Consider the following 20,848-nt stretch of genomic DNA (forward strand, 5'->3'; position numbering starts at 1 on the left):
GCTCGCACCTGCGCTCGCCCTCGCCCAGAGCTCTGGCGTGCTCGAACCTCTCCCGCTGGCGCGGCTCGACTTCGTCATAGAGTTCGACGGAGTGGTTGACGAAGGGGGCTGGGAGCTGATCGATCCTCTGGCCATGACCATGTACTCGCCGGTATTCGACGGTCCGCTCACGGAGGAGACCGAAATCCGACTGGCCTACGACGACGAATATCTCTACGTCGCCGGTCGCCTTCACGACTCCGATCCCGCCGGGATCGAGATCAACACCCTCTACCGGGATCTCTACAGCGGCGACGACATTCTGGCGGTGGTCATCGACAGCTACAACGACTACGAGACCGCCGTCTGGTTCGTCTCAAGCCCGGCAGGGGTGCGAAACGACCGCACCGTCGCCAACGACGCCGAGTTCACCCAGGGCATGCCCATGAACTCCGACTGGAACGCGCACTGGGATGTGCGCACCAGCATCGGTGACCACGGTTGGCATGCGGAGTTCCGCATCCCCTTTTCGACCTTGGGATTCCAGGTCGAAGACGACGTGGTAACCATGGGAGTCATCGCCTATCGATTCATCCCGCGCAAGAACGAACGCCACACCTTCCCTGCGATCGAACCTCGTTGGGGAGGCCTGGGCTTCGCGAAGCCGTCGCGCGCTCGCCGGGTGACCCTTGAAGGTGTGAAACAGGGAAAGCCGGTGTACCTGACGCCCTTCGCGCTGGGTGGCGCCGGATACCTTCCCGCCCTCCCCGACGGCGCCGACGCGTGGGAATCGGATCGCGACCTCACCCGCGAACTGGGCATGGATCTGAGGTGGTCGCCGACCTCCAACCTTACCGTGGATCTCACCGTCAACACCGACTTCGCGCAGGTGGAGGCCGACGATCAGCAGGTGAACCTCACCCGCTTTCCGCTCTTCTTTCCGGAAAAGCGCCAGTTCTTCCAGGAGCGAGCCTCGACCTTCCAGTTCAGCACGGGGGGATTCACCGACCGGCTCTTCCACAGCAGGCGCATCGGACTCGAGGGCGGTGAGATCGTGCGCATCTTCGGGGGCGCGCGGGCGGTGGGGCGGCTCGGCGGAATGGATTTCGGTTTCCTCGACATGCAGCTTGCCGGAAGCGACGGGGAGTCCGGCGAGAACCTCGGCGTGCTGAGGTTGAACCAGAGGATCTTCAACGACTACTCCTCGGTCGGCGGCATGATCACCTCTCGACTAGGGAATTCGGGTCGCGACAACGTGGCGGTGGCTCTCGATCTCTCGGTCCGACCCCTCGGCGACGAGTACGTCAGCGCCAAATGGGCTCGCACCTTCGACGAGGCGATCGAAGAGGCGGACGGCCTGGCCACGGCTCTCTTTCTGGCCCGCTGGGAACGCCGCCGGGACGACGGCTTCTCATACGTCTTCGAGGGCAGGCGGGTCGGAGTCGACTTCCGCCCGGGGCTCGGCTTTCAGTCGCGCAGGGATTTTTTCAGCTACGGCGGGGAGCTGCGCTATCGTCATCTGATGTCGGACGAATCCTCCCTCCAGTCCGTCGGCTTCAATCTGACGGGCGAGCGCTTCCACCTGATCGAAGGACGCGAGCTGGAGTCCGCTACCCTGGCTCCGGTCTTCAATCTGGAGTTCCGCACCGGCCACAATCTCGACTTCACCGCGACCCGATCCTTCGAGATGCTCGGAGATCCGTTCGTGATCGCAGGCGTGGAAGTGCCTGAGGGCGAGTACGGCTTCACCGAGGGCAAGGCCGACTTGCGTTTTCCCCGGGCGAAGAGATTTCGGGGGAACTACTCCGTCACGGCCGGCACCTTCTACGACGGCGCGCGCATCGGCGTCTCAGGCAATCCGACTTTCACCTTCTCTCGCCACTTCGAGCTCGGCGGCGGCTACGAGGTGAACCGGGTCTCCTTCCCGGAGCGCTCGACCGGCGTGACCACCCAGGTCTGGCGGCTCAAGACCCAGTTCGCCTACGACGCCCGCCTCTCCCTCACCCTGTTCGGCCAATACTCGAACGTCGCGGAGCTGACGAGCGTGAACGCCCGGCTTCGCTACCATTTCAGCGAAGGCACCGATCTCTGGCTGGTCTGGAACGAAGGATTGAACATGGAGCGCGCCAACGGACTCGATCCTCGCCTGCCGCTCTCGGCAGGACGCTCCTTCATGATCAAGTACACGCGGGCGCTCGTGTTCTGACAAACATGCGCTTCCGCGAAACGTCCCCATATTTCCCGGTGACCCCATCCCCCTGAAGGGACCGAGAAAGATGACAGCGACCCTGAAGCTCCCCCACCGTACCGTCCTGACGGCGCTCCTGCTTCCGATCGCCGCGACGGTGTTCGTGGCCTGCTCCGCAGGTACCGAAGTTGCGGATCCGATCCCGGACACGTCCTCTAAGTGGCTTTCCCCTCCCCCAGGTTGGCCTCTCAAGGTAGGTGACGTGGTTGACCCTGCTGCTCGCCGGGATGTGGAACTCCGGTTCCCGAGTGGAGGGGAACATGGACATCCGCAGTTCAGATACGAGCTCGCACCGTCACCCATCGATGCTCCGGGAGAAAAGTACTTCTGCGTGGACGAGCCTCTGTTGATGGGCAAGAACGGTATACATGACGACATCGGGCACCGGGTCCAGGGCGTGTTGCTCTACGCTGTGAATCTTCCGCCCGGCGTGCCGTGTGACGAAGACGCGGTTTATTCCGGTGCCTACTTTTACGAAGGGCACGTTCGGGACCCGCCATTGGATCTGTGGTTTCATCTTGGCGTTGGTCGCTCTCGGTGCTGTGCCCCAAACAGCTGAACAAGAAGACTACTTCGAAAACAGGTACCGCTGGCGGACCACGGGGCGTGTCGCGAGTGAGGTCGAGATGGCAAGCTGGAAAGACCGTATCGCCAATCTTCAATGGTCCGACGGGGACCTCTGCAACTCGACCCGTATGGGTGTCAGCATGGTGATGACCCCTGGCCAGGGGCACAATTTGGGGTGAACTTACGGCTGGGGGTCGCGTCGGTACACCTCCATGAGGCTCTTCACCATGTGACCAATGCGGCGCACGGTTCGGATGAATGGCGTGCTCGGTCAGCCTGCTATGTCATGCGACTGCCGCCCGCGAGCCGTTGGTAGGGTGGGCGATCCGCTCGTACCGCCCCTCGCCGTGGACTAGGGCGCCGCCGAGGCCGACGCCGCCCAATGACCCCGCTGACCGCCGCCCTCGATACCGCCCGCTTCGAGAAGGCCTTGGCCGACCTCCCCCCCGAGCCCGACGGCCTACAACTACCGGACGGCCGCCGTCCGCGAACACGACCGGCCCGCGACCTCCGAAGCCGAAGCCGTCGACAACATGGCGCGGACATCGGCGAGGTACCGCGAGCGGGTTTAGATTTCTCAGCAGGCTTAAGCAACCTCTAACCGACCAGGAATGCGCTCCTTCGTACTATGGACCGTCGCCGTGATCTTCATGGCCGGCGCTTCCGTCTACCAGCGAACGACCGGCCCCACCTATCCCAAGCGGGGCGACTTCACCGTAGCGGGCGAGAGCTACGACTACCGCCTGGTGCGAAGCCAGGAGACCACGGCGAAAGCACGGGTGGCGCTGCCCGGCCCCGCCGCCGGCGCCGAGGGTTCTCTCATATACCGGCGCTATCCGACCGAAGACGAGTTCACGGTCGTTCCGCTCGTTGAGGAGATGGGCGAGGACGGACCGGAAATGGTCGCCTTCCTCCCGTTACAGCCCGCCGCCGGCAAGATCGAATATCGTTTGGAACTGGTGGCCGACGGAGACCGGATCGCCATTCCTTCGGAGTCCGATGCGGAGACGATCATCCTCCGCTACAAGGATCCGGTACCGGACGCTCTGCTGATTTCACACGTGGTCGCCATGTTCTTCACCGTGCTTGTGGGCATGCGCGCGGGTCTCGGAGCCGTTTTCGCGCCTGCAAGTGCGCGGCTGATGTCGTGGATCACTCTCACCGGCATGACCGTCGGCGGACTCGTGTTCGGCCCCTTCGTTCAGAAGTACGCCTTCGGAGCCTACTGGACTGGCTTCCCCTGGGGATACGACCTAACCGACAACAAGCTGCTGGTCATGTGGCTGGTCTGGCTGATCGGCTGCCTTCTGGTGGGCATGCCCCGTCGATCGGGAGCAGTGCCGAGGGGGCTTTCGCCGGCCGGACGCACGGCCGTTCTTTTCGCGGCCGCCACCATGATGGCGGTCTACCTCATTCCGCACTCGATGAGGGGGAGCGAACTGAAATACGCCGAGGTGGACGCGGGCACGCCTCCCGGCGAGGCGGTGGGCACGGGTCGGAACTGAGAGGTGGCGAGGCTGGGCGTTTGAACTCGGCGCACCTCCACCTGTTAACGGTTCATGTGCCGATCGTACTCTCGCCGCTCGCTCTGGTATTTCTGCTCGCGGCGTCCCGTCGCAGGCGCGGAGCCGGTCCCGACCCCGGCGCGGACGAGATGGAGAGGATCGCCCACTGGTTGGTCGTCGCGGCGGCGGCGGCCGGCGCGATCTCGTTCTTCTCGGGACCGGGAGCGCTGGAGATCGTGAAGGACGAGCTGACCCGGCCGGAGATCGCCGATCTCCACGCCGCTTTCGGACGAGCGGCTTTCTTCCTGCTGGCGCTCGTCGCGGTCGGTTCGGCGCAGCGCCTGGTCAGGGCGAGCGGATGGAGTCCTCCGCAACGCGTCCGGCGCTGGTTCACGGTGCCGGAGGAGGTCGGGCGCGAGACCGCCGGCAAGCCGAACTCGACCCGCTCGACTGTCCGCCTGGCAAGGGAGGGTCGCAGCCGGCGCTCTAACGGAACCGGCGACCCGGCCCCGTCAGACCGTTTCCGGTTGGCCGTGACGGTGGGGCTCGCGTTGGCTTGCGCCCTTCTCTTCTGGAGCGGTTACCTGGGCGGAACCCTGCGTCACCCCGAGATCGGATGAACGGATGGCGAGGCAGCCCATCGCCTCGCATCGGCTCCAAGCCGAGACCAGGGTGTAATATTCATTCGAGCGATCCGTAGTACGCGCTCTCGTTTCGGCGGCGCTCCGCCTCCGAAAGCGCAAATCACCTGCAGAGATGACGAACAACCCATGAAGGACCAAACCACAGTAATCCACGGGGGTTACGAGACCGAGCCCACAACCAAGAGCGTGGCGGTGCCGATCTACCAGACGGTCGCCTACGAGTTCGACAACGCCCAGCACGGCGCCGATCTCTTCGACCTCGTGGTGCCCGGGAACATTTACACCCGGATCATGAATCCGACCGTGGACGTGCTCGAACGTCGCCTGGCGGCGCTGGAGGGCGGGATCGGTGCGCTCGGCGTCAGCTCGGGGAGCGCGGCGATCAACTACGCCGTCCTCACAATCGCCAAGGCCGGCAACAATGTCGTGACCACGCCTCAGCTTTACGGAGGCACCTACACCCTCTTCGCTCACATGCTGCCCGAGCTGGGGATCGACGTTCGGTTCGCGGCCGACGACTCCGCCGCCGCAGTGGCGGCCCTGATCGACGATAACACGGTCGCGGTCTACACCGAGTCCATCGGCAACCCGGCGGGCAACATCGTCGACATCGAGGCTCTGGCCCGGGTGGCGCACGAACGCGGCGTGCCGCTGATCGTGGACAACACGGTCGCGACTCCCGTGCTCCTCAAGCCGATCGAGTACGGCGCCGACGTGGTGGTGCACTCGCTGACCAAGTACATCGGCGGCCACGGGATCGCGCTGGGGGGCGTGATCGTCGACAGCGGACGCTTCCCCTGGACCGAACACGCCGAGCGCTTCCCGGGGCTGACGCAGCCCGAGCCTTCCTACCATGGCGTAGTCTACACCGAGGCCATGGGCGAGGCCGCCTATATCGCCCGCGCCCGGACGGTTCCGCTGCGCAATACCGGGTCGGCGCTCTCACCCCACAACGCCTTCCACATCCTTCAGGGTTTGGAGACTCTACCCATCAGAATGGAGCGCCACGTCGAGAACGCCCGCAAGGTCGCCGACTACCTTAGCGCGCACGAGCGGGTCTCCTGGGTTCGCTACCCCGGACTTCCGGACTCCGAGTACTACGAACTGGCGCGGAAGTACACCGGCGGACGCCCGTCCGCTCTCGTGAGCTTCGGTGTCGACGGCGACTTCGATTCAGCGGTCCGGTTCTACGACTCCCTGGCGCTCTTCAAGCGGCTGGTGAACATCGGCGACGCCAAGTCGCTGGCGACCCACCCCGCATCGACCACCCACCGTCAGCTCACCGCTGAGGAACAGACGAGCGCCGGGGTGACCCCGAACCTCATTCGTCTTTCGGTCGGCATCGAGGACATCGACGACATTCTGGCCGACCTCGACCACGGACTCGCCAGGAGCGCCGTGACCCGGGCGGCCTAGCAGCCCGTGGACAATGCCTCCCACGGCATCACGGCGCTGCATCCGAAAAACGTCGTGCTCATCGTCACCGTCCTCGGGGGATTCGTCCCGGGGGCGGCGGCACCCGCTGTAACCGCGGCGCAGGAAGCCGCGACGACCGGACTGGTCGGTTTCACCGCCGACCGCGCCGAACGGCAAGCGTTCTGCGAAGCGGAGTTCCTCGGTCTGCCTTCGAGCGACTCGTTCCGCGAACACCTGCGCACCATCACGTCGGAGCCGCATCCGGCCGGATCCGAGGCCCAGAAGAGGGTCGGCGAGTACCTGGCCGCCGTCATGGAGCGGTCTGGGCTCGAGGTCAGGTCGCATCCTTACGACATTTACCTGCCGGAGCTCACCGACGACGTGGAGGCGCACATCGTCACGCCGACGGCCCTGCGCCTCTCCAACCGCGAGCCCGCGCTCCCCGAGGACCGTTTCAGCGGCCACCCCGATCTGCTGAACGGTTGGAACGCCTTTTCGGGTACCGGCGACGTGACCGGAGAGGTGGTCTACGCCAACTTCGGACGCAGGGAGGACTACCTCGCGCTCGACTCGATGGGCGTTTCGGTGGAAGGTCGCATCGTCATCGCGCGCTACGGCGGCAACTTCCGAGGCTACAAGGTGAAGTTCGCCGAGGAGCGAGGAGCCGCAGGCGTCATCATGTTCAACGATCCCGGCTTCGGCGCTACAGGCGACATCTACCCCCAGGGGCCGATGATGAACGGCGAGACCATCCAGAGGGGTTCGGTGCTGACCCTGCCCTGGACCGGGGACCCGCTTACCCCGTTCGTGCCCGCGCTGCCTGTGGACGGCGACCGTCAGGTGGAGCGGCTCGATCCATCCGAGATCGCCCTGCACACAATTCCCGTGTTACCTCTCGGTTCGAACGCCGCCGGAGAGATACTGCGCAGAATGGAGGGCGAGACGGTTCCGCCGGGATGGGCGGGCGGCATCGACGCCCCCTACCGGCTGACCGGCGGCACCGACCTCACCGTGCGCGTCCGAGTCAACCAACCCAAGCGGCTCACCCGGGCGGTAAACGTCGTAGGCACGGTACGCGGGTCGGAGTATCCCGACGAGTGGTTCGTGCTCGGCTCCCATTACGATCCGTGGGGCTTCGGGGCGATCGACCCCAACGGAGGCACGGCGATGCTCCTCGTCCTCGCCGAAGCTCTGGGCGAACTCCGGGAGCGGGGCTGCGAGCCTCGGCGGTCGATCATGATCGCTCACTGGGACGCCGAAGAGGCAGGCATCCTGGGCTCGACCGAGTGGGTGGAGGAGTTCCTGGAAGAGCTGGAGGCGAACGCCGTCGCCTACGTCAACGCCGATGCCGCCGTCTCCGGGGGCAACTTCGGAGCGTCCTCGTCTCCTTCCTTGAAAGGACCGATCCTCGAAGCGACGAAGGTCGTGGAACGCCCGGGCGAAGGTCGCTCGCTATACGACTGGTGGATGGAGAGGGCGCCCGAGGGTTCGGTGGAGCCCAACCTTGGGAATCTGGGGGGCGGTTCCGATCACGTCGCCTTCTACACTCACGCCGGAGTGCCTTCCGCCGGGCTCAGTTCAGGAGCGCCGAGCGGGGTCTACCACTCCAACTACGACAACTTCGCCTGGTACGAACGCTTCGGGGACGTCGATTTCGTCTTCGGCCCCATGGTGGCGAGGGCCGACGGCGTGCTCGCTCTGCGTTTTGCCAACGCCGACATCCTTCCGTACGACGTGGTCCGCTACGCCGACGACGTGCGCACCCACGTCGAGACCCTGTACGCCGTGGCCGAAGCGCGTCGGCTCTCGGTCGGCTTCGACGATCTGCTGGCGGCCACCGTCGGACTGGAGGCGGCCGCTCGCGAGCTCGACGGCGCCCGCGCTCGCGTGGTAGCGGCCGACCGGGTCGATCCGGCTCTGGCCGAGGGGGTGAACCGGATGCTGATCGGACTGGAGAAGGCTTGGTTGAACGATCGCGGTCTTCAGGACCGGCCTTGGTCGCGCTCCCTCTACGTCTCGCCCGACCCGTTCAGCGGCTACGCCTCCTGGATGCTTCCGGGACTGCGCTACGAGATCGAGACCGACGATCGCGGCGACCTTCCCGGCTGGGAGCGAGTCTACGTCAATGCCGTGAACGACCTCTCGGAGCGCATGCGCGCAGTCACGCTGGCGCTCGCCGAAGAGGGATAGCGCCGCAGCGGTGATCGCGGCGTTCGGGAGGTACCCGGTCAGGGCGATCGTCGGGCTGCTGGTGCTGATCGCCTGTTCCGGGGAAGCGGAGCCGGCGCCGGGCATGGCGGCCTCCGTAGGCGACCATGTTCTCACGGTGGAGCAGCTGGCGGAGGTTCTGGTTCTTGCCCAGCCGTTCCCCTTGGAGGTCGATCCGGCGCTGGAGCTCGTTCGGCACTGGGCGCTCTCCGCCGCGGTCGCGACCGCCTTCGCTGCCGGAGACAGTCTGAACGGTAAGACCGCGGTCGACGCGGCCACCTGGATCGCCCGCCGCGAGGCGGTTCTTGCTCTCGAGCGCGAGGACCGCCTCGGTCCGCCGCCTACGGTGGACGATCCCGAGCTCGCCCGCGAGGTCTTCGACCGCGGCGAACTCCGCCTTTTCGCTCACGTCCTCCGGCGGGTCGGTCCCGAGACGCCGCCGGCGGAACGTGCGCTTCAGAGGCGGACGGCGGAGCGTATCCTCGCGGACCTCGTGGCCGGAGGCGGATGGGCGGCGGCCGTCGCCCAAAGCCAGGCCGACGAGACGCGAGCGCTGGGCGGGGTTCTCGGTCTCTTCGGCCCCGGCGAGCTTCCCGGCGAGCTTGACCGGGCCGGAGTCCGGCTGGAGCCGGGTTCGGTATCGTCGGTGATCGAGACCGTCGACGGGTTTCACCTCCTGTACCGCCCCACTTTCGCCGAGGTGGGCGCCATCTACGCCGACCGCCTGGGCTCGCGCATGCTCGCCGAGGCCGACGCGGCCTCGGCCGAAGCCGCGCTCGCGGCGGCCGGCTTCCGGGTCGTGGAGGGCGCGGGGGCGGTCGTCCGCCGCGTCGCCGCCGCTCCTGCGGACTGGTTCGACCGGGAAGCCGCGCTTGCCACCTGGACCGCCGGCGCCCTCCGGGCTGCGACCTTCGCTCGCTACCTCGCGGCCCTGGAGGCGGGTGAACGGCAAGGCTTGGCTTCCGCCGACGACCGCTCCACAACCGCGCTCCTCAACGAGCTCGGCTATCGGGAGCTCCGGATGGCGGAGGCGGCGGCTCGCGGACTTGCACTCGACAGCGTGACGGCCCAGGAGCTCGCCGAGCGACACCGCTCCGACCTGGAGGCGTGGCGCGAAGCCGTGACCGGCCAAGGCGCTCTTGGCGTCCATCTGCGCGAAGTGGCGGCCAGGCGGACGGCAAGACCGTCGCTGGGTCCGGTCCTGGCCGCCGAGCTGCTCTCGACCGCCAGATTGGGAAGGGACGCTGCTGCGGCTGCGGTCGATCGGGCTCGCACACTCATTGTCGCCGCCATGGATGGAGCCGAGCGGACAGGGTCCGTCCCTGTCGCTGCCGTTACCGAAACCGCGCTCGGCCGGCCGCTCCCCGGCATCGGCGACGGCGGCCGCGGTCGCTTCCTCCTCGGCCGGGCTCTCTTCGAGAGGGTCGCCACTCCCGACGAGGGTCTCGGACCGCTCTTCAACGCCGATCGCTGTGTGAGCTGCCATGATGATCCGGTGGTCGGGGGGGGCGGGCTCTCCATACCGGTCCGCAAGGCCACCGCCTTCATCGCGGGGCGCTGTGACCTGCTGCCCGCTCACGGGGGCGACAACCTCCAGGCCCGCGCCACACCGATGGCGCTCGCCGCCGGCCTCGCCCCCGAGACCCGGCCCGACGATGCCACCGCGTTCGCCCAGGTGGTCGCGCCTCCGCTCTTCGGTCTGGGCCTGCTCGAGGCCGTGCCCGACGAGACCGTTCTGGCCTTGGAGGACCCGGAAGATCTAGACGGCGACGGCGTCTCCGGTCGCGCCCCCAGACTCGCGGACGGTCGGATCGCCCGTTTCGGGCGCAAGGGAGACGCTGCGGACGTGCGCGGCTTCGTCGAGCAGGCGCTCAGAACCGAACTCGGACTGACCACTCCCGAGCGTCCCACCGAGGAGCGCGCCGGCGGCTCGCCAATTCCCGGCTCCGCCGACCCTGCGGAGGAACCGGAGATGGACGAGCGGGGCATGGACCTGCTGACCGAATACGTGCGGTACCTCGCCCCGCCCGCTCCCGAGCTCCTTCCTGCCGGGGTGGTGCGCGACTCGGTGGAGCGGGGCCGAGTGATTTTCGACCGGACGGGCTGTGCGGCCTGCCACGTGGCCGAACTGCGAGCTTCGCAAGTTGCGGAACCACCGCTTGCGAACTTGCGGGTGCCGGCCTACACCGATCTCCTGCTCCATGATCTCGGAGCAGGAGACATCGGTGGAGCGAGAGAGGACCTGTGCGGGTACGACGCCCTGCCGGGCGAGTACCGCACGGCGCCTCTCTGGGGGTTGCGCCACCGCTCGCGCTTCCTCCACGACGGCCGGGCGGCCAGCGTCGAAGAGGCCGTTCTCGCGCACGGGGGTGAAGCCGCCCGAGCGCGAGCGGCGTTCCACGACTTGATCGAGCGCGACCGAGCCGATTTAGTCCGTTTTCTCCTTTCGCTATGAAGTGGACGCCCGAGACCGCACGAGACCTTCCGGTAGTGGAGGTCGAAGAGGTCGAACGCCGGTTCGGGGCCAAACGGGCGCTCGGCCCGGTCAGCTTTTCCATCGCCCGCAAAGGCATCGTCGGAATCCTTGGGCTGAACGGGGCGGGGAAAACCACGCTCCTCCGCATTATGGCGGGGGATCTTCGACCCACCTCGGGTGTTGCGCGCATCGACGGTCTGGATCTGGCGAGGGATGCTTTCACGCCCAAACGGCGCATCGGCTATCTGCCCGAGAGTCCGCCGCTCTACCGGGACATGGGGGTGCGCTCCTTCCTGCGCTTCGTCGCAACAATAAAAGGGGTGGCAAAGGAAGATATGAGCGCGGCGGTCGAAACCGCGGTCGAGAGGGCCGGCATCGGAGAGGTCGCGGAGAGGCCGATCGGCCAGCTATCGCACGGATACCGGCAGCGAGTCGGTCTGGCCCAGGCTATCGTGCACTCGCCTTCTCTGACAATCCTCGACGAACCGACGAACGGACTCGACCCGGTCCAGATCGTCGCCATGAGGGAGCTCATAAGGGAGCTCGGGCGGGAGAGCGCGATAGTCGTCTCCTCCCATGTTCTCGGGGAGGTCTCGAAGACCTGCGACCGCGTGATCGTGATCCACCGGGGCAGGTTGGTCGCCGACCGGAGCGCCGACGACTTCGGAGTCGCCGGTGGAGAGCTTGAGCGTCTCCTCGTGGAACTGGTCGAATGAGAACGATCCGCGCCATCGCCCTCCGCGATCTGACCAGTTACTTCCGATCGACGACGGGCTACGTGGTAGCGAGCGCTGTCCTCCTTCTTGACGGTGTCCTCTTCTACGCCTTGGCGTTAGGCCCGGGGGCCGGAGAACGGCTCTCAGGAGAGGCTCTCGGGAGCTTCTTCTACTCCGCGAGCGGGCTTACGGCCGTGGCCGCAGCCGTCCTCTCGGCGCGTCTCATCGCCGAAGAACGGGTGACCGGCACCCAGGTCCTTCTCGACACCTCGCCTATTACCGATTTCCACATTGTTGCGGGCAAGTTCTGGGCGGCGTACGGTTTCGTGTCGGCGATCACGTTCGTGAGCCTCTACCTGCCCCTTCTCGTCTTCGTGAACGGGCGCATTTCGTTCGGGCACATCGCGATCGGCGTCCTGGGCCTCCTCTTGCTCGGAGCTGCGGTCACCGCCATCGGACTTTTCGCGTCGTCGCTCACTTCCCGACCCATCCTCGCCGCCGCGGTCGGTGGCGGCATCACGGCGATGCTGTTCCTCCTTTGGCCGCTCTCCCAGGCTGTCGATCCGCCGCTTTCGCGGGCCTTTGCCGCCTTGGCGATACACGGCCGCCACTTTGCGACCTTCCAGGCAGGCATACTCCACCTTCGCGACGTCACGCACTATCTCGCAGTGACCGCGTTCTTCCTGATCGCCGCCGTCAAGGCGCTGGAGGCCCGCAGATGGTCCTGACGGCAGGGCTGGTTCTCGTCCTGTTGAGCGAGAACGCCCTTGGCGACTCCACGTTCAGGGCGGCGTTCACCGGGATCGGTGTCGCCCTCGTGCTGGCGGCCGCAGCCCGCGATTTCCTGGCTTGGCGACGCGACCGCGGACGGGTCTCGACGATCCTCGCCGCCACCTCCGCCGGGTGTGGGCTCGCGCTCGCGGGTTTCCTCGCGGCGACCGAGAACGGATCCGATCTCATCGGGCTTGACTTCGAAAGCGAGGCCGCCTTCGGAAGATACAGTCGCACTCTGCTCACCCTCTCGACGATGGCGATGGCCATCGGCCTGCTTCCGGCTCTCGCAACCCGCTGGGCTCGCGCCCGCACTCAGGCCGAGGGGGTCGTCCAGGTGGCGACCGCCGCTCTGGCGACCGCCCTCGCTGGGTCCACCCTCACCTTGGTCGGGTATCTAGCGTCCGAAAAGGACATCGTGATCGATTTTTCCTACTTCAAGACCGCGATGCCCGGTGAAGCCGTCGTCAACCTGGCGGAGGCGATGGACGAACCGCTCGAAGCGACTCTCTTTTTCCCGGAGGTCGATCCCGTCAAGGACGAGGTTCTTAGATATTTCCGGGAGCTCCAGCGCGAGGTCCCGAGTCTCGAGATTCAGGTGATCGACCGGTTCGCCGATCCCCGCGCGGCTGAACGGTACCGGATCGCCAGGGACTGGATGATCGTCCTCGCACCGACCTCGACGTCGGACGGAGTCGATGGCGCGACCGATGCCGATGCCGAACTCGGACGCCACGAGCGGATCGGTCTTCCGGAGACGTTGGATGAGGCCAGAGGCAACCTGAGGATTTTCGACGGCTTCGTGCACGAAGCGCTTTCCAAGTTGACTCGTCGGGAAAGGGTCGCCTATCTCACCGCAGGTCATGGCGAGCTTAGCGACGGGTCCGCCGAGGGCCGTGACCTCGCTACGGGGCCGGAGAGCTTCGTTGAGACCGACCCCGAATCGGAACTGCCGCTCGCCGAGCTGCGCCGGCTGCTCGCAGCGCTCAACTACGAAACCAGGGATCTCGGCGTTCGCCAGGGGCTCGCCGAAGGGGTGCCCGCAGATGCGGCGATTCTGCTGGTCATCGGTCCCGAGCGTCCCTTCCTGGACGAGGAAGCGGCATCCGTACGCGAATATCTGGCGCGGGGTGGTTCGGCGCTCTTCGCGGTCGAACCCGACTCCGACTTCGAGCTGGCTCCCTTTGCCGCGCTCCTGGGCGTGGACGTCGCCTCCGGGACCGTCGCGGACGAGGAAACCCACGGTAGGCGGCGGGGGGGCAGAGCCGACCGAAGCATCCTCGTCACCGACCGCATTCTGGCTCATCCGTCGGTGAACGTCCTCTTTCGAAGCGGCATCGGCACGGGCGTTCTCTTCGACGGGAGCGGCCACCTCGACATGACGAGCACGTCACGCACAGACGACCGGACCGTTGCCCCGCAGGTGTTCGCCACGGTCCACGCTCTCTCGTCCTCCTTCGTCGATCTCGACCGGGACCTCGACTTCGACGGCGAAGCGGAAGCGCGTGAAGGCATCACTCTCGTCGCCGCGACCGAGGCCGCCTACGCCCCGACGGACAACTCCGATGCGGCGACGGCAGCGAAGACCGACGACACCTTCCGGGCGATCGTGTACGCCGACGCGGCCCCCTTTACCGACGAAGTGCTTAGATCGCTCGCCCCGAACGCAGCCATGGTCACGAACAACCTGAGCTGGCTCGGGCGAGAAGAGGAGCTCGCGGGCCTCATCGTTTCCGAGGAGGACGTGCCGGTGCTGCATGCCCACGCCGAAGATCTGGTCTGGTTCCAGCTCGTCATCTTCGGCGTGCCCCTCACCTTGCTGACCGTCGGGATCGCCCTGACCGTCGGAAGGAGGAAGAGTGAAGGCTAGCAGCCCGTCGACACCCACGGCCGAGCGACGCAGCTGCCGGCCGGACGCCGCGCTCGGCGTCCCGCTTCGGGCGAATAGCGGTTCTGTTCGTTTCTCGTCGCGCTGTGGACGGCCGCTACGGCGTTCCCGGTGCTCGTGCTAGTTTCGCCAAGGACCGCTGGCGCGCGCGGCTACGCGGCAGCCCTGGTCATCGCGCTGGTGGCGGCCGCTGTTCTGCGTGTCACGGCCGATCCGGGTGCTGCCGATGCGGGCCGCACGGCTCTTTGGGAGCACAAGCTCTCGGAACTGGCCGCGGTCACCTATTCGTCCTCCACCCTCCAATTGGATATTCGACCACTGAGCGCGGACGGAGGCGAGCATCTGATCGCGGTCGAGAACGGTGCCGGCCGGACCCTGCGTTACCCGCTGGGAGATTTCGGTCGGGAGGCCGTCGCCGAGCTAGCCGTCTTTCGTCCCGTGCGCGACCTCGGTCCCTTGGACGGGGACCCGGCGGTTTACGGCCTCGGCGGGGGTTCAGCTCGACTGACCCTCGACTTCGGCGACGAGCTTATGGAAATCTTCGTCGGCAGGGAGGTGCCCGCCGGCGAGGAACGCTTCGCGCTGCTCGGTCCCAGACTTGTCGCGCTCGCGGGAGACCTTATCACCCCCTTTGAGCTCGGCCAGGGCGCCCTCAGGGTTCGGCGCCTGCACGAATTCCCGTGGAGCTCGGTCCGGGGCATCACCCTGAGTGTCGACGGAAGATCCGGCGCGCTCACCAGAGAGACGGGTGGAGGCTGGACCGTTGCGGAGGGCGTTTCGCAGGCGGCCGTCAGGCTCGCGGAGCGATCCTGGCAGTTGGCGGTTCTCGGTTTCGAGCCGCCTCCGATGGCCGAACGGCTCGGTACTCTGGTGAACCTGGGCTACCGCGACGCCGAAGGGAACGAGCTGGGTTGGGTCGAGCTCATGAAGGATCTTGAGACCGACACTTACTGGGTGACGAGCGAACGCACCGTGTTCCCGGCGCTCGCCGATGCCACCCTCGCCCGCCGGGTGGAAGAGTCTCTCTTCGGAGTCTTTTAGGCGGGTTTCGACGCCTCTCCGGGCCGATCTGGTTCGCACTACGTCTCCGAGAGTCGCCGCCGGGGCCGGGAGCCACCGGTTGCCATTACGTGAAGGTCGATGTACCTTCCTTGGCAACAGTGGCGATCTCTCCGGCGCGCAAAGCGGGGAGGTGCACATTGCCAGGCCGCCCCGCCGCGAGGGCGGGACGGGCCGAAGACCCAAAGGAAGGAGTGACGATATGTCAATCCGCTACCGTACGGGGGGAGGCGTCGCGGCTGCTGCGCTCGCGCTCGTGGTCGCCTCGACCTCTCTGAACGCCCAGGTCGGCAGCATCACCGGATCGGTGATCGACGACACCAACGGGCAACCACTCAATGGAGCGCAGATCTCGCTTGTGGACCAGCGGGACGGTGTGCTCTCCAACGTTACCGGTCAGTACCTCATGACGAGGTTGACGCCCGGCAACTACACGGTCCAGGTGGTGTTCGTGGGTTACGCCACCGAGACCCGGGAGGTCACGGTCACCTCAGGTGAGGCGACCGTCGAGAACTTCCGCCTTCGCCAGTCCGCCATCCGACTCGACCAGATCGTGGTCACGGGTACCGCCGGAGAGGTGGAAAGACGCAAGCTGGGATCGGCTCCGGCTACCCTCGACATCTCCAGCATCAACGACGTCTCTCCCCAGGCCGGTTTCGGCTCGGCGCTGGAAGGCCGCATTCCCGGAGTGCGTTCCATCGGGACGGTGGGAGGCGTCGGCGCCGGCCGCGAACTTCGCATTCGCGGAACCGACTCCTTCTCGCTGGGCCAGCGCCCCGTGATCTACATCGACGGCGTTCGGGTCGACTCCCGTCAGGTGGAATGGGGAAGCTCCGCCGGCGGAAGCACGACCTGCTGCGCTTTCTCCGGCGGCGCCGGTGAGGACCGACTCTCGGACCTGAACCCCGACGAGATCGAGCGCGTCGAGGTTCTCAAGGGGCCGGCGGCGGCCACGCTCTACGGATCCGAGGCTTCGGGAGGCGTCATTCAGGTCTTCACGAAGAGAGGCCGGAACAACAGCTCGGCGAACTTCGCCCTGACCACGCAGCTCGGCTTCAACCGCCACCGCGCGAACTTCCCCACGTCTCTGCGCGGCACTCTGGTCGGAATCGACGGCACGGTTCCGTGGGACCCGAACGAGACCCTGATCGAAAACGGTCTCGTCAACACGTACAACCTGACGGTGGACGGCGGTGGAGAGGATGTGACCTACTTCGTGAACGCCGGTATCGGCTACGAGGAAGGATCGGTCAAGCCCAACGATCAGACCCGCGGCAACCTGCGTCTCAACCTCAACTGGACCGCCGCCGAGGACGTCACCGTCCAGGTCCGGTCCGGTTACGTGCGCAACCGCATCTGGTCGCTCCAGTCGGGCAACAACTGGCTCGGCATCTACACCAACGCGCTGCTTTCGCGGCCGACCAACGCCACCGCCGAGGAGCCCTACGGCGGCGGGCTCGATGTCAACGTGGCCGATGCCAAGGCGATCTCGACCTACTCCGACACCGACCGATGGACCGGCAGCGTCCAGGTCGACTGGGTGCCTAGTCCGAACTTCCGCCACCAGGCGACGATCGGGCTGGACGCGGTCAACGACCAAAAAACGCGCAACCTTCCCTTTGGGAAGCACTACACCTACATCGGCACCGTCGGCGAGCGGAACATCGGCTACCGCAACGCTCGCAAGTTCACCGGAAATTACATCGGCACGCTCAACTACGAGAACGTCTTCGGCCTCACCGGCGAGATCGCGTTCGGTGCCCAGGGAGGATGGGACCTGACGAGCACTTCGATGGCGACCGGCCGCGGATTCGCGGGCGAGGGAGTCACGACCGTCGGTGGTGCGGCGGAAACCTTCGGTGGCGAGACTTCGCTCGAGTCCATCCAGGTCGGCGGCTTTGCTCAGAACCGCTTCGAGTTCACCGAGGACCTCTTCATGACCGCCGCGGTCCGCATCGACGGCAACTCCGCCTTCGGCGTGAACTACGGCTTCCAGGTCTACCCCAAGGTCGACGTGGCCTACAACCTGCCTCAGAGCATGATGGGTTCGACGCTATCGAGCGTGAAGCTGAGGGGTGCGCTCGGGTACGCCGGCAAGGCCCCCGGAGCATTCTCCCAGTTCCAGACCTACCTGCCGAACACAGTCCTCGACGACCGGCCCGGCGTATCGCCCAGCAACCCGGGTAACGCCGACCTGGAGCCCGAGATCAAGCGCGAAATCGAAGCCGGCTTCGACATCGGTCTGGTCGACAACAGGATCGCGGTCGACTTCACGGGTTACCATCAGTTGATCGAGAACGCGCTTCTGGGTATAGCGCTGCCGCCGAGCGAAGGCTTCGGAAGCTCACAGCTTCGCAACGTCGGCCAGATCATGAACCGCGGCATCGAGGCGACAATCAACGCCTCCCTTGTCGATCGGTCCGGCTTCCGCTGGAACACCGGATTCTCCTTCGAGAAGACCCAGAACAAGATCCTCGATCTGGGTGAAACGGCCGAGCTCGACTCGCTGCCCATCTACGCCGAGGGCGACATCTCCAACGTGCCCGTGAGCTGGGAGCACGTGAACCGCGTCGGCGGCCTATACGAGGGCTACCCGATCTTCGAGATGATCGGCAGGGGCATTCTGGGTTGGGATCCGGCGACGGGCGAGCACGTACGCTCCACCTACGGCTATTATCGAGGAAAGGGCGAGCCCGACCTCATGGGCTCCGTGTGGAACACCTTCAGTCTCGGCCGAAACCTGCGACTTCATGTCCAATTCCGCGGCGAGATGGGTGCCAGCATGTGGAACTCCGATCGCGGCTACGGCGTTCGCCAGCTCGCCTACGACGAGTACGTCATGCACCTGGACTCGAACGGCGATCCCACCGCAGCGGCGGATTCGGTGCTGAACTTCCACCGTCTGGCCACGCCCGTGGATTCCAGAGACCACATCAGACTTCAGGAGGCGTCGCTTCAGTTCACCGTACCTTCGGCGATCAGTTCGAGCATGGGACTCTCCACGACGACGCTCTCGCTCACGGGTTACAATCTGCACTGGTGGGACAACTGCAACTGCCCCGATCCCAACCAGCAGTACAGGGGAGGTGACGATTTCAGCCAGTCGCCCTTCCTCGGACTACCGCAACCGAGGCGCATGGTACTTACGGTTCGAACGAGATTCTAAGGAGGAACCTACATGAACACTTCAAGGATTAGGTGGCCGCTGACCGCGGTCGCCCTGATGCTCGGGCTGGGAGCGTGCGGTGACCTGCTCACCGTGCCCGATCCCCAGCGGTACACGGACGAAGATCTCGACAACGCCCTCGACGCCGTCGCCGACGGCGTCGAGGGGGCGCTCCACGAGGTTGTGGACAGTTGGGTCATTTACCAGGCGCTTCTCGGTGACGAGTATCAGCACACCGGCACCTGGAGCGGCTACGACGAGACCGACCACGGCAGGTTCCAGTACGGGACCTCGGCGATGGACGGGATCAACAACGCTTGGTTGCGGGCTCGCTGGTTCGCCAGGGCCTCTGCGGAGCGCTTCGAGCGCGTGTTGGGTGCGGGGGAGGCTGCGAGCACCGATCTCATGGCGCAGGTCCACGTCTCCGAGGGGCTGGTCGATCTCATGATCGGCATGACCTTCTGCGAGTCGCCCGCAGATCCCACCGGCGACGCGGTGTCGGCAGCGCAGATTCTGACGCAGGCGGTTTCCAAGCTCGATCGGGGGGAGAGCACCGCGATGGCGGCGGGCGAAACCTACTACGCCACCGCAGCACGAGCGGGCCGCGCCACCGCCAACCACTTGCTGGGCAACTACGCGGCGGCGGCGGCGGACGCGGCGTCGATTCCCGACGGTTTCTCCTACGATGCCATCTTCAACGCTCAGTCCCGGAACTCGGTGGTCCTTCTGACCACGAAGACCTGGAACGAGGCCGCCGGCATCCAGCACGGATACTGGAACCGGATCGCGCTGAGCGATGATGCGGGATACATGGCCGACTGGGCGACCGGCGCTCCCGACATGCGGCTTCCGGTCTACTACGACGGGGAGATCGCCACCGACAACGAGACGGGTCACCGGTCGCAGTGGAAATACGACTCGGAGACCGCGCCGATCCCCATTCTTCACTCCAGAGGGATGCGGATGATCCAGGCCGAGGCCGCCATGTTCGGAGGTGACTTCGCCAGCGCCATGCAGATAGTCAATGGTCTGCGGGCGTCGGTGAATCTCCAACCCCTGCCTGTGCCCACCACCATCGAGGAGGCGGGATTCCTGTTGCTCAACGAGCGTTTCGCCGAGCATTTCATGGAGGGCCGGCGTCAGATCGATCTCCATCGTCTGGGAATCACCAAGGACATCTTCGACTTGCTCAACGACGACGAGCGGGTCGGCACGAACCGTCCGACACAGTTCCCCATGAGCGACACCGAAGCGCTCTACAACCCCAACATCGTCGACGACCTGGCGCAGCGCTGCCTGCCTAGGGCCGGGTAAGCGACGGCAGGAAGAGGAAAAACGTTGGAACGCCGTGGGGCGGTGCTACCGAGCCGCCCCACGGTTGACGCTAAATCAAACGAGGGAGGCCTGAGGTGGTAACGCTGGACCGCAAAGCAGTGGCAGCCGCAGTTCTGGTTCTCGCAGCTATGGGTCCGCTTACCGAGCTCGAGGCACAGCGCAGGACCGAAGCCGGCGTCATCACAGGTGTGGTGATCGATCAGGAGTCGGTAGAACCGCTTGCTGACGTGCGGCTCGTTCTCGTTCCCTACGGGGAGGGCCGGGAGGTCTTTGGAAGGACCGCCGTCACGAATCAGGACGGCAGATTCCTCCTTTCCGAGGTGGCCGGCGGTGCCTACGATCTGCGGGTCGAACTCTTGGGGTACGGAGACCGAAGCGACAGCCTCGAAATCGATGAGGGCACCTTTCTCGACATTTCAGTCAGCTTGGGGATAGAGGCCATCGAGCTCGACGAGATTTCGGTGACGGTAGGGTCGGTGGTGCTGGCTCGTCAGGGATTCTACGACCGAAAACGCCAGGGATTCCGCGGAACCTTCATTGAACGCTCCGAGATCGAAGAAGAGCAGCCGGCCTCGGTTACCGAGCTCTTTCAAAACGTGCGCGGAGTGACCGTCGTCTGGGGCGGGGTCTATGGTTCACAGGTCTTCATGAACCAGCGGAGCAGCTTGACCAGCGGTCATCCGGGCTGTCGGCCCGAAGTCTGGCTCGACGGCATTCGCTCGACCATCGAGTCGCTCGACATAATGCGGGTCGAGGAGCTGGAAGGGATCGAGGTCTATCGCGGAGGTGCTCCGGGCAAGTTCAACGACCCTTGCGGTACGATCGCGATTTGGACCAAGAGAGTCATCCGCTAGCAAGAGGTGACAAGGC

General features: G+C 65.8%; 14 protein-coding genes. All 14 read left to right on the plus strand.

Annotated elements, in window-relative coordinates; all coding sequences use genetic code 11:
* Positions 1-37 precede the first annotated feature (37 nt).
* The 14 genes from J4G12_04020 (at position 38) to J4G12_04085 (ending at position 20,832) form a co-directional block, all read left to right on the plus strand.
* Positions 38-2,185 (plus strand): carbohydrate binding family 9 domain-containing protein, encoded by a 2,148-nt coding sequence (locus tag J4G12_04020; protein MCE2454972.1) that lies wholly within the window; start codon positions 38-40, stop codon positions 2,183-2,185.
* Between the two features lie 70 nt (positions 2,186-2,255).
* A complete protein-coding gene (locus tag J4G12_04025; protein ID MCE2454973.1) occupies positions 2,256-2,786 on the plus strand; it encodes a hypothetical protein in 531 nt (176 codons plus the stop codon).
* 619 nt (positions 2,787-3,405) lie between these two features.
* Positions 3,406-4,299: a hypothetical protein gene (locus tag J4G12_04030; protein MCE2454974.1), complete on the plus strand. Its 894-nt coding sequence runs from the start codon at positions 3,406-3,408 to the stop codon at positions 4,297-4,299.
* Between the two features lie 56 nt (positions 4,300-4,355).
* Entirely contained in the window at positions 4,356-4,919 is a 564-nt protein-coding gene (locus tag J4G12_04035; GenBank protein MCE2454975.1) for a hypothetical protein, read from the plus strand.
* Positions 4,920-5,069: 150 nt separating this feature from the next.
* Complete coding sequence (locus J4G12_04040; protein MCE2454976.1) at positions 5,070-6,359, plus strand: aminotransferase class V-fold PLP-dependent enzyme; 1,290 nt, start codon at positions 5,070-5,072, stop codon at positions 6,357-6,359.
* A gap of 6 nt (positions 6,360-6,365) precedes the next feature.
* Entirely contained in the window at positions 6,366-8,549 is a 2,184-nt protein-coding gene (locus tag J4G12_04045; protein ID MCE2454977.1) for a M28 family peptidase, read from the plus strand.
* A gap of 10 nt (positions 8,550-8,559) precedes the next feature.
* Positions 8,560-11,022: a peptidylprolyl isomerase gene (locus J4G12_04050; protein ID MCE2454978.1), complete on the plus strand. Its 2,463-nt coding sequence runs from the start codon at positions 8,560-8,562 to the stop codon at positions 11,020-11,022.
* Positions 11,019-11,759 carry an ABC transporter ATP-binding protein gene (locus J4G12_04055; GenBank protein MCE2454979.1) on the plus strand — a complete coding sequence of 247 codons (741 nt, stop codon included), beginning with the start codon at positions 11,019-11,021 and terminating at the stop codon, positions 11,757-11,759. The genes J4G12_04050 and J4G12_04055 overlap by 4 nt, the downstream gene beginning before the upstream one ends.
* The gene (locus J4G12_04060) at positions 11,756-12,487 is read left to right on the plus strand and encodes an ABC transporter permease subunit (GenBank protein ID MCE2454980.1); all 732 of its coding nucleotides are present in this window, start codon (positions 11,756-11,758) and stop codon (positions 12,485-12,487) included. Before J4G12_04055 ends, J4G12_04060 begins: the two co-directional genes overlap by 4 nt.
* Entirely contained in the window at positions 12,478-14,400 is a 1,923-nt protein-coding gene (locus tag J4G12_04065) for a Gldg family protein (protein MCE2454981.1), read from the plus strand. The genes J4G12_04060 and J4G12_04065 overlap by 10 nt, the downstream gene beginning before the upstream one ends.
* Before the next feature lie 135 nt (positions 14,401-14,535).
* The gene (locus J4G12_04070; GenBank protein ID MCE2454982.1) at positions 14,536-15,459 is read left to right on the plus strand and encodes a DUF4340 domain-containing protein; all 924 of its coding nucleotides are present in this window, start codon (positions 14,536-14,538) and stop codon (positions 15,457-15,459) included.
* Positions 15,460-15,679: 220 nt separating this feature from the next.
* Positions 15,680-18,643 carry a TonB-dependent receptor gene (locus J4G12_04075; GenBank protein ID MCE2454983.1) on the plus strand — a complete coding sequence of 988 codons (2,964 nt, stop codon included), beginning with the start codon at positions 15,680-15,682 and terminating at the stop codon, positions 18,641-18,643.
* A gap of 12 nt (positions 18,644-18,655) precedes the next feature.
* Entirely contained in the window at positions 18,656-19,957 is a 1,302-nt protein-coding gene (locus J4G12_04080) for a hypothetical protein (protein ID MCE2454984.1), read from the plus strand.
* A 95-nt stretch (positions 19,958-20,052) separates the two neighbouring features.
* Positions 20,053-20,832: a carboxypeptidase regulatory-like domain-containing protein gene (locus J4G12_04085; protein MCE2454985.1), complete on the plus strand. Its 780-nt coding sequence runs from the start codon at positions 20,053-20,055 to the stop codon at positions 20,830-20,832.
* The last annotated feature ends 16 nt before the right edge of the window (positions 20,833-20,848 follow it).

Source organism: Gemmatimonadota bacterium (assembly GCA_021295815.1).
In the GTDB taxonomy this organism is placed as follows: Bacteria; Gemmatimonadota; Gemmatimonadetes; order Longimicrobiales; family Gaopeijiaceae; genus JAGWBQ01.